We start from the raw sequence: 10,474 nt of genomic DNA on the forward strand, positions 1-10,474 counted from the left end.
ACCATGACTATCGCGGAGATTATCGCTTCGATTCTGTTGGTTGTGGCCACGATTTTGGTCATCGCGACTGCCATCGCCTTGTGGCGCGCGCCTGATGCACTGACCCGCGTTAACCTGCTGGGGCCGACGGTCGGCTTGGCTGTCCCGCTGCTACTTCTGGCGAAGGTAGTCGTGGATTTTTCTGAGAACGGGTTTTCGCTGTGGTCGCTGATCAAGGTCATGATTGCGTGTTTCGGCGTGTGGATCATCGCCTCGGTGGGCTCCTTCTACATGGGGCGCTCCATCTACGGTGTGACCGTCACCGACGTGAAGTATGCCAAGCGTATGCGCGAGCGTGAGCAAACGGTGAAGGCTTCCGAGGACGAGCTCTAGGGGCGCGTGCTGAGACAAGCGGCGAGGAGAGCGCTTCCCTCGCCGCTTTTTAGATCCCGAGTGTGATCTGTAACTCACTTTCCTTCCTAATTCTATAGAGTAATAGGTATATTGAGTTTCGTTACCTATCAAGCTATCGAAAAGAGGTTAGTTGACGTATGACCCCTGAAGCATTTTCTTCCGGCGACGCAGCATGGATGCTCATCAGCGCATCCTTGGTGCTGCTCATGACCCCCGGATTGGCGTTGTTCTACGGCGGAATGGCGGGCAACCGTCACGTCCTCAACATGATGATGATGTCCTTCGGCGCGCTAGCGCTCGTCCCAGTGCTCTACGTTCTGTGGGGGTGGTCCATGTCCTATGCGGGAAGCTCGCTGGCGGGCATCGTGGGCAACCCGTTTGAAGCCTGGGGGCTGCGCGGCCAAGTCACTGGGCCCTCCGCCGAGTACATTGCCGGTAGTGCTGGATACCCCAACATCATCGACATCGGCTTTCAAACGACTTTCGCCATTATTTCGACAGCCATCATCTCCGGTGCCCTCGCCGGCCGCGTGAAGTTTTCTGCGTGGCTCACCTTTGCGGGCGTGTGGGTCACCTTCGCCTACTTTCCGCTCGCCCACATGGTGTGGGGCGGGGGAGTGCTCTCCCATGCCCCGCGTTCCCTCGCAGCCTGGCTCTTCGGTGTTTCAGACGGTGAGGCCCTCATCGCTCCCATCGACTTCGCGGGCGGTACCGTCGTGCACATTTCCGCCGGTGCGGCTGCCCTGGTGCTGGCCATCGTCGTGGGCCCGCGCGCGGGCTTTCCGAAGCACATTGATAGGCCCCATAACCTTCCGATGGTGATGTTGGGCGCTGCGCTCCTTTGGTTCGGCTGGTTCGGCTTTAACGGCGGTTCCGCCTTCGCCGCGGACGGTCTTGCAGGCTTGGCATGGCTCAACACCACTGTTGCGGCGGCCGCGGCGATGCTCGGCTGGATGCTGGTGGAACGCATCCGGGACCACGCCGCGACATCTCTGGGCGCTGCATCCGGCGCGATTGCAGGTCTTGTCGCCATCACCCCGGCAGCAGGAGCGCTCAGCCCGCTTGGCTCCATTGCCCTCGGCTTCCTCGGCGGGATTATCGCCTGCCTGTGCATCAGTCTGAAGTACCGCTGGGGCTTTGATGATTCCCTGGATGTCGTTGGCGTCCACCTGTGCGCTGGTCTGTGGGGAACCATCGGGTTGGCCTTCTTCGCCACGGATAACGGCATCCTCACCGGTCACCTCTCGGAAGGCTTCAAGCTGCTCGTCGTCCAGGTGGTCATCGCTATCGTCGCAATGCTGTTCTCCGCTGCCGTTACTCTGGCGGTGGCCCTCCTCATCCGCGCCACCATGGGGTGGAGGGCCGATGATGAAGACCAAGGTATCGACCTGAACGAGCACCGCGAGTCGGCCTATGACTTCCGTGAGCCCGTGGCGTCTCACCGTCGCCACACCCACGACGCTAGGATTAACCCTGCACCTACCGTCCAGCCGCGGGTCGACACCGCCGGAGCTAAGGAGTAACAGATGAAGCTCATCACTGCCATCGTCAAACCATTCACGCTGCCGGACATCCGTGAAGCCCTCGAACAGCACGACGTGCACGGCCTGACCGTGACCGAGACCCAAGGTTTTGGCCAGCAGCGCGGCCACAGCGAGGTCTACCGCGGCGCCGAGTACGCCACCGATTTCGTACCCAAGGTCAAGCTTGAGGTGGTGACGGCCGACGAGCAGGTGGAGGACATCCTCTCCGCTATCGTCGACGCCGCCTACACCGGCAAGATCGGTGACGGCAAGATTTGGATCACGCACGTCGAGGACGTCATCCGCGTACGCACCGGTGAACGCGGCGAGGCCGCTCTCTAAAAGGTGTCTACGGCCGCCCAACTGCGTGAGGACGCCTACGCTTCGGCGCTGCGCCTCACGCAGTCCCTGCAGCTTCCGTCCGGCTGTGCGCTTGCCGCCACGGGTTCCTTTGCCCGGCGGGCGATGACCCCTTTTTCGGATCTCGACCTGATTCTCCTCCACCCAGATGACACCGAGCTTCCCGAGGACGTCGTCTCCAAAATCTGGTACCCCATCTGGGACGCCAAATACCGGCTTGACTACGCCGTGCGCACCCCGCGCGAGTTCGGCGCCATCGCCGGATCTGATCCCGCCGCTGGCTTCGCGCAGCTGGATCTGGCTTTCGTTGCCGGCGACAAGCAGCTTGTGGACTCCACCCGCGCCCAGGTCTATGCCTCGTGGCGCCGCCTGTTGCAGAGCAACTTCGACGCCTTTGTCGACCTAGCAATCACGCGTTGGCGCCGGTCCGGCACCCTGGCCACGATGACCCACCCGGATATCAAGAATGGGCGGGGCGGCCTGCGCGACATCCAATTCCTGCGGGCCCTCGCCCTGGGAAACCTCGCCGACGCCCCAGCGCTCGAGGAGGAGCAGGCCCTGCTTCTCGACGTCCGCACGCTCCTTCACGTCACCGCCCGCCGGCACCGCGACGTCCTCGATCCTGAATTCGCTGAGGAGATAGCTCACGAGTTGGGCTTTGCCGACCGCTATGACCTCTCCGCAGCCGTAGTCACGGCTGCCGCGGCAGTAGATAAGGCCGTGGAGAGGGCGCTGGCGACGGCTCGGGGCGTGGTGGCCAGACGTAGCCACAACCGTACCCGCAAGCCCCTCGACATCGGGGTGGTTGATGCCGGGGGCGAGATCCGCCTCGCTCGCACCGCCGATCTCGACGAGCCGTGGCTGCTCCTGCGCGTGGCTGCCGCTGCGGCGCGCTCGGGTAGAACCGTGCCCTCCCATGTCTGGGAGCAACTGCGCGAGTTGCCGGAACTGCCCGAACGCTGGCCTGCCGCCGCGACGGATGCCTTCTTTAGCCTGTTGTCTTCGCCGCTCAACACTCCGCGCCTCATCCAGGAGATGGACGCTCACGGCTTGTGGGAGCGGCTCGTCCCAGAGTGGGAGCACATCCGGGGGTTGTTGCCGCGCGAGCGCACGCACGCTCACACCGTGGACTACCACTCCATCCTTACCGTCGCGCGCTGTGCAGAAGCTCGCACCTCCGTGGCGCGGCCCGATTTGTTGCTCCTGGTGGGGCTCTATCACGATATCGGCAAAGGCTATGGGCGCCCGCACGAGATGGTGGGGGCGGAGATGGTGGCGCGAGCCGCAGCCAAGTTGGGACTCGACTTAGCGGACCGCTCCCGCGTACAAACCGTGGTCGCTGAGCACACTACCTTGGCCCGCATCGTCTCCCGCACGGACCCTTTATCCGATGAAGCCCGTGACGAGCTCCTCGAGGCCGTGCGCTATGACTACCTGACCCTAGCGCTCCTCGTCGTGCTCGCCCGCACAGATGCCGAATCCACCGGACCCGGTGTGTGGAACCGCAGGCTAGAGCAGGGCATCGAAGCGGTCAGCGGGCGCGCTTTCGCACAACTGGAAGCACTTCGCCCAGTTCGTCCTCTGGTTGCCGCCGACCGCGACATCGGCCTGCGCCACAACCCAGAGGATGACAGTTTTACCGTCCTGTGGCGTGGCAACTACCAAAGGGAAGCCGTGCGCCCGCTGGCTCTGATTGCCGCGCTGGGCTGGAACATTCTTTCCTCGCGCCTTGTGCGCACCGAGGACGGATACGCCGGCGAATTCGACATCCGCGCTCTGCACGGTGTTATCGATCTCGCCACGGTGGAGGAGCGCCTCGTTCAGTCCTATAAATCTGGAACTTATACCGTGCTGCCCGATTTTGTGCCGGGTCCCGCCACCGCGATGTGGAGCAGGGGAGTCTTCGAGATCAGAGTCGATGACTACCCGGGGACCTTAGGCCACGTGCTGGCGCTGCTTCCCGAGTGCGAGTGGTTATCCACCGCCACGCCGGGCGCCACCATGGTGCTCCACGCCGTGCCGCTAGGCGACGTCCCCCGTGCGGCCCTCGTCCGGAATGTGACCCAAGCACTGGTCAACGGCTAAGCTGGGGAAGTTATAAATTTATCCACGATAGTTGAGGGAGCACTGCACCGTGTTTGAGTCTTTGTCTGACCGCTTGCAATCAGCCCTGTCCGGCCTGCGCGGCAAGGGCAAGCTGACCGAGGCGGACATCAACGCCACAGCGCGCGAAATCCGCCTTGCGTTGTTGGAGGCGGACGTCTCTCTCAACGTCGTGCGCGGCTTTATCAAGCGCATCAAGGAGCGTGCGGCCGGTGCCGAGGTCTCCGAGGCTCTTAACCCTGCGCAGCAGGTAGTCAAAATCGTCAACGAGGAGCTCATCGAGATTCTCGGCGGCGAAACCCGCCGCCTCAACCTGGCGAAAAACCCGCCGACGGTCATCATGCTCGCTGGCCTCCAGGGTGCTGGTAAGACCACCTTGGCGGGCAAGCTGTCCAAGCACCTTGCCTCCAAGGGGCATACCCCGATGCTGGTGGCCTGTGACCTCCAGCGCCCGGGCGCGGTGCAGCAGCTCCAAATCGTCGGCGAGCGCGCCGGGGTAGACGTCTACGCTCCGGATCCTGGCACCTCCCTGGATTCCCACGAGCATGAGATGGGAACCTCGCATGGGGATCCGGTGGACGTCGCCAAGCGCGGCATCGAAGAGGCCAAGCGTACGCAGCACGATATCGTGATCATCGATACTGCCGGTCGCCTCGGCATCGATGAGACCCTGATGACGCAGGCGCGCAACATCCGCGATGCCGTCAATCCGGACGAAGTGCTCTTCGTCATTGACTCCATGATCGGTCAAGACGCCGTGCAGACCGCCGAGGCCTTCCGCGATGGCGTGGACTTCACCGGTGTCGTCCTGACCAAGCTGGACGGTGACGCCCGCGGTGGTGCGGCACTGTCCATTCGTGAGGTCACGGGCAAGCCCATCATGTTCGCCTCCACCGGCGAGAAGCTCGATGATTTTGACGTCTTCCACCCGGAGCGCATGTCTTCGCGCATCTTGGGCATGGGTGACCTGCTGACTCTCATTGAGCAGGCGGAGTCCAAGCTCGATCAGTCCAAGGCGGAGGAAGCCGCCTTGAAGATGGGCTCGGGCGAGATGACGCTCAACGACTTCTTGGACATGATGCTCATGGTGCGCAACCTGGGCCCGATGGGCAACCTGCTCAAGATGATGCCGGGCGGCAACAAGATGAACCAGATCGCCGACATGGTCGATGAAAAGCAGCTTGACCGCATCCAGGCCATCATCCGCGGTATGACACCGGAGGAGCGTGAGAACCCGAAGATTCTCAACGCCTCGCGCCGCAAGCGTATTGCTCTGGGCTCTGGTGTGGCTGTCTCCGATGTCAACCAGCTCATCGAGCGTTTCACCGAAGCCAAGAAGATGATGTCGCAGATGGCCGGCCGTTTCGGCATGCCAGGCATGGGCGGTGGGCGCTCCGCCACGAAGAAGAAGCCGAAGGGCCGCAAGGGCAAGAACGGAAAGCGCAAGCCGCCGAAGCGTCGTGGTGGCGGCGGTATGCCGGGTGGAATGCCGTCGATGCAGGAGCTGCAAAAGATGCAAGAGCAGTTGGGCGGCGGCATGCCCGGCCTAGGTGATATCAAGATGCCGAAGGGCATGGAGAATATCGACCTCAACAACCTGGACTTTGGCCAGGGCAAGAAGAAATAACTGAAGAGTGCGAAGAATGCAGCAGCATTCTTCATTAAAAGAAAGGGCCGGCGCTTTTTTTAGCGTTGGCCTTTGTCGTTTTAAATGGGTTTATCTGCCGGATATGCAGGATAGGGGATGGGCTCCGCGGGTGTGGCCGGAGGCGTCTCAGCGGACTGGGGGATCACGGGGCTATCGGCGGGAATTTGCGGGGGCTGCTGTTTGACCTGCTCGCCGTTGAGGATCGGCGCGATTGCTTCACGGATGAGTGGGATGGCGGAGTCCGCGAAGGCCTTGGTGAAGTGGTGCATATCGCGATAGACCATGATGTTGCCGATGATGACCGGGCAATCGCCGTCGGCGTTGCAGAACCACTTCGAGGTGTCCACGGCGAGCATGTTGTCATACTGCGAGAGGACTTCAGCGCCGGGATCGTATGGCGCGTAGACCTCCTCGAAACGCATGCCACACCCGAGAGAATCCTTGGTGGCCACGTAGCACTCATCAAACTGGCGGCCATTGCCGTGTTCATCGAAGCCCCACGGGTTGTCGCGGAAACCTACGAAGGGGATATCGTGCTTGGCCAGCTCGTCCCAGAAGGCTTTGTAACCTGGCGGGACGGCATCGGGACCGTGCCCGAACGGCTGTCCTGGCCGCGTGGAATTGGACACGACCAACGCTGGGTCCGCATCGATGATGCGCTTGACCACTTCCTTGCTCCATTCGGCGCAAGAGGGCTTCACGCTCAGTTCATCGCCCAGCTCGATGGGGCATCCCACGCGGGTAAGAGGAACCAGCTTGAAGCCCATCTCGCGGCCCAGATAATCCAGCGCCGAAGAAAACTGCTCCGCATGCGAGCCACCCACCAAATAGACCTCAACGTCGGAGTCAACGTCACCAAAGATGCACGGCGTCACGCCGTCCTTCTGCGTCTCGATGAAGTAGTCCGTCGGTTCCTGCTCCGGAATGAAGCACCAATTATCGGCGACCGGTGGCTGGATGCCGCGCGCGAGAATCGGATCAGGCTTGATCTCCACGTTCTCGGGAGGGGTGATGTTCTCAACGAAGGTCGTTGCTCCCGGGTAGAGCTTCGGGTCCAAGATTTCGCGGTTCGCCTCCTGCAGGCTGCGCAGCCACAGCGGCTGAACGGCCACGAGCGCAATGGTGCAGGCCGCAACGACGACGCCACCGACCCCGCGGAGAGCGCCGGTGCGGGTGCGGAGGTCGGCGAGGCCGCGGTGGACAGGGAGGTCGTCGGCAAGCGGGCGTTTGCGGTGCTGGCGCAGGGGCTTCTCGACGAAACGATGCGTCACGTCCGCCAAGCCCAGCGACACCACGATGATGATAGCGCCGAGCCACCACGGAGGGGTTTCAAGGCCGAGCGCAGCGATGGAAATGATGAGCAGAGGCCAATGCCACAGGTAGAGCGGGTAGGCGATATCACCGAGCCAGCGGGATACCCGGCTCGTCAGGACTCGCGAAAAGGACCCACCGGAACCGATGATGATGAGGACCGCGCCGCCGATCGGCAACAGGGACAGCGGCCCTGGGAACGCCAAGGTATCGGAGATGACCAAGCCTGTGCAGGCGAGCGCGGCCAGACCGACGGCGGTGGCGAGGTTGGACAAGCGCTGCGGCATGCGCAGGTGCGAGCCATAGATAACGAGCACCGCGCCCAAAGTCAGCTCCCACGCACGCGACCACGTCGAGTAATAGTTCTCGGGGGTGCCAAAGAGTCCATCTCGGGAGGCATACGCGAAAGAGGCGATGGTGACCACGAGGAGAATCGGGCCGGCGATGGAGTTTACGGAGGGGAAGCGCTGCGCCTTAAGGCCCGTCTTCTTCGGGCGCAGACGCATGAATGCAGCTAGGCCGAGAGCAAAGAAGATGCCGATGAGGTAGAACTGGCCTTGGACCGCCATGGACCACATGTGCTGCAGTGGTGACGTTGTTGCTGAAGCGGCGGCGTAGTCAGCGTTCTGCCGTGCTAATTCCCAGTTCTGGTAGTAGAAGACCGTGGCCGTGATCTGCTTGGTGAGCTCCGTGTTCATGAGCTTCGGGGCGAATAGTCGGACGAGCAGATAGCTCACGCCGATGACGAGCACGAGGGAAGGCACAAGCCTGCGGATCGTGCGCCAGATAGGCCACCACGGGTTCAACGAGGCGTTCGGCCGTGCGGCATAGCGCAGCTGTGACCCGAGGAAGAAGTACCCGGAGAGCAACAGGAAAACATCGACGCCACCGGAGACACGTCCGACGAAGACGTGGTACAGAACAACCAAAGCGATCGCGATGCCGCGGAGGCCGTCAAGGTCGTAACGGTAGCGGAATGTAGAGGGGGCTTGTTTATTCATAAAAAGAGGATTGTGTGGCGTCGAAATAACCGCATTACAGACTACCCCTTTCGCGGGGTAAGGCCTAACTCTGCAAGAGCTAAGGGGAATTTCCTATCTCGTGGGAGTTCCGCTAAAGTTGTCGAAGTTGTTCACGTCCAGCGTGGAGAACATATAACTTCATTTCTGCGTAACGCCGGTACCGCCTACGGACGGCCGGCACGTCACGCGCAGGATAAATCCAAGGGTTGAACCGGCGCGCCACCAAGCGGCGCGTGACTGAACTGCCCGGTGACTAGAAAAGGAGCCAATCATGGCCGTTAAGATCAAGCTGCAGCGTATGGGTAAGATCCGCAACGCTGAGTACCGCGTCATCGTCGCTGATGCGCGCACCCGCCGCTCCGGCAAGGCTATCGAGAACATCGGCATCTACCAGCCGAAGCAGGAGCCGTCCCTGATCCAGATCGATTCCGAGCGCGCTCAGTACTGGCTGGGGGTCGGCGCGCAGCCGACCGAGCCGGTTCTCGCACTGCTCAAGGTGACCGGTGACTGGCAGAAGTTCAAGGGTCTGCCGGGCGCAGAGGGCACCCTGAAGGTTGCTGAGGAGAAGCCGTCCAAGCTGGACCTCTTCAACGCTGCTCTGGCTGAAGCCAACAACGGCCCGACCATCGAGGCCATCACCGAGAAGAAGCGCAAGGCCAAGGAAGAGGCTGAGGCTAAGGCCGCCGCTGAGAAGGCTGCTGAAGAGGCCGCTGCCGCTGAGGCTGCAAAGGCAGAGGAAGAGGCTGCTAAGGCTGAAGAAGCCGACTCCGCTGAGGAGTCCGCAGAGTAAACTGCTGGCCTAACAGAAATATCCCCGCGACCTACAGGTCAGCGGGGATTTTTAGTGCTTAGGATCGTCCGGGGTGGCGCGTTTCCAGAGGATTGTCGAAGTCCAAGCCGCGGACAGCGGAGGCGATAACTGACTGCGCCATAGTTTCCACCTTTTCCTCCGGTAGCGACCTCAAATGCCCGCTGAGGCACAAGACGGTGAATCCGTGCACAGTAGACCAGCTGGCCAGGCAATTCTGCATCATGTGTTGCCTACTGGGTTCCTGTCCGATGGAGCGCGCATACTGCTCCATGTAGCCGTAGAAATTGAATGTGGCCTGCACACGTGGGTCCTCGCCGGGGCCCTCGGCCGCGGCCGCGAGTCCAGCTGGAATATCAAAACCGCTCGTGGCCATCATGCACTCGAAGAAGTTCTGCTCCTCCAAGGCGTAGTGGTAGTAGGCAAAACCAGCCGCCATCATCTTGTCGACAATGCTTCCCTCCGTGTCCTGGAAAGCAGCGTTGAGTTTGGTGATGAGTTCGTGGGTGGCGACGTCCGCGACGGCGTCGAGAAGCGCGGCTTGATCCTTGAAGTGGCGGTACGCGGCGGTGGGGGAGACACCGACCGCGCGCGTTGCGGCGCGAATCGTTACTGCCTCCGGTCCGCCCTCTCGGCCTAGCGTAATGGCCTCGCGGAGGATCTCTTCATGCAAATTTCCATGGTGATACGGCTTTGAATTACTCACAATCTAAGAACAATACTAAAAGTCTAGACATTCGCGCCAGTGTGTGGTGTCAACATGGTGAGCAGCATGAGTGCAGGTTCCTCGCTACATGTCACCGCATGCGGCACGTACGCCGGTAGATGGACAATGCGCCCAGGGGTAAGCACGTGTTCGTGTTCACCGCACTTAAAGGTCACCGCTCCCTGCAACACCTGAACAGTGATGGGGTGTGCAGCTTTATGGTCAGGTAAATCTTGTCCCGGCAGGAAGGAGAAGAGGATGAGGTTCGCACCATCGGCGCTGAGGACCCGCTTAACAGCTGGTCTGGGCCGCGTGGGGTGTGGCTCGGGGGCCTCATCGAGCAGATCCAGCGTTGTGAGGGCGACACTGTTGTGGGAGGCGTCGCCAAAGGTGGTTGCATCATTGATGGGAAGCTCAGTCATGCCGCCCCAGCGTAGCCCGTTAAGCTAGCAGGCATGGAACTACTCATTGGTCGCGTCGTGAAATCCCACGGCATTAAAGGCGAGGTCTCCGTCGAGGTGACCACCGACACCCCCGAGACTCGATTCGCCGTCGGCGAGGTTCTCCACGGCACACAAGGCAAGAAGGAACACGAACTCA

General features: G+C 61.6%; 9 protein-coding genes and 1 pseudogene. 7 read left to right on the top strand and 3 right to left on the bottom strand.

Annotated features, from left to right (window positions below):
- The first annotated feature begins 3 nt into the window (after nt 1-3).
- The 5 genes from RDN59_RS04465 to ffh all read left to right on the top strand — a co-directional run bounded on the left by RDN59_RS04465 (nt 4) and on the right by ffh (nt 6,006).
- Complete coding sequence (locus RDN59_RS04465; RefSeq protein ID WP_308606800.1) at nt 4-372, top strand: Na+/H+ antiporter subunit G; 369 nt, start codon at nt 4-6, stop codon at nt 370-372.
- Nucleotides 373-530: 158 nt separating this feature from the next.
- Entirely contained in the window at nt 531-1,916 is a 1,386-nt protein-coding gene (locus tag RDN59_RS04470; RefSeq protein ID WP_308606801.1) for an ammonium transporter, read from the top strand.
- 3 nt (nt 1,917-1,919) lie between these two features.
- Nucleotides 1,920-2,258 (top strand): P-II family nitrogen regulator, encoded by a 339-nt coding sequence (locus RDN59_RS04475; protein WP_046648027.1) that lies wholly within the window; start codon nt 1,920-1,922, stop codon nt 2,256-2,258.
- 3 nt (nt 2,259-2,261) lie between these two features.
- Nucleotides 2,262-4,361: a [protein-PII] uridylyltransferase gene (locus RDN59_RS04480; RefSeq protein ID WP_308606802.1), complete on the top strand. Its 2,100-nt coding sequence runs from the start codon at nt 2,262-2,264 to the stop codon at nt 4,359-4,361.
- Nucleotides 4,362-4,410: 49 nt separating this feature from the next.
- On the top strand, nt 4,411-6,006 hold the full coding sequence (gene ffh / locus RDN59_RS04485) for a signal recognition particle protein (protein ID WP_308606803.1): 1,596 nt from the start codon (nt 4,411-4,413) through the stop codon (nt 6,004-6,006).
- A gap of 80 nt (nt 6,007-6,086) precedes the next feature.
- On the opposite strand, the gene RDN59_RS04490 is transcribed toward ffh, so the two are convergent.
- Nucleotides 6,087-8,339 carry an acyltransferase family protein gene (locus tag RDN59_RS04490; RefSeq protein WP_308606804.1) on the bottom strand — a complete coding sequence of 751 codons (2,253 nt, stop codon included), beginning with the start codon at nt 8,337-8,339 and terminating at the stop codon, nt 6,087-6,089.
- 292 nt (nt 8,340-8,631) lie between these two features.
- Here RDN59_RS04490 and rpsP point away from each other — a divergent pair, with 292 nt between their 5' ends.
- A complete protein-coding gene (rpsP, locus tag RDN59_RS04495; protein ID WP_010190428.1) occupies nt 8,632-9,150 on the top strand; it encodes a 30S ribosomal protein S16 in 519 nt (172 codons plus the stop codon).
- A 58-nt stretch (nt 9,151-9,208) separates the two neighbouring features.
- Here the strand turns inward: rpsP and RDN59_RS04500 are convergent, their stop codons facing one another.
- Together RDN59_RS04500 and RDN59_RS04505 are read right to left on the bottom strand one after the other, a co-directional pair.
- Entirely contained in the window at nt 9,209-9,874 is a 666-nt protein-coding gene (locus RDN59_RS04500) for a TetR/AcrR family transcriptional regulator (RefSeq protein WP_308606805.1), read from the bottom strand.
- 23 nt (nt 9,875-9,897) lie between these two features.
- Entirely contained in the window at nt 9,898-10,296 is a 399-nt protein-coding gene (locus RDN59_RS04505; protein ID WP_308606806.1) for a cupin domain-containing protein, read from the bottom strand.
- A gap of 33 nt (nt 10,297-10,329) precedes the next feature.
- Here RDN59_RS04505 and RDN59_RS04510 point away from each other — a divergent pair.
- Nucleotides 10,330-10,474 (top strand): annotated as a pseudogene (locus RDN59_RS04510) (ribosome maturation factor RimM); the annotation flags it as partial.

The organism is uncultured Corynebacterium sp. (assembly GCF_902489365.1).
In the GTDB taxonomy this organism is placed as follows: domain Bacteria; phylum Actinomycetota; class Actinomycetes; order Mycobacteriales; family Mycobacteriaceae; genus Corynebacterium.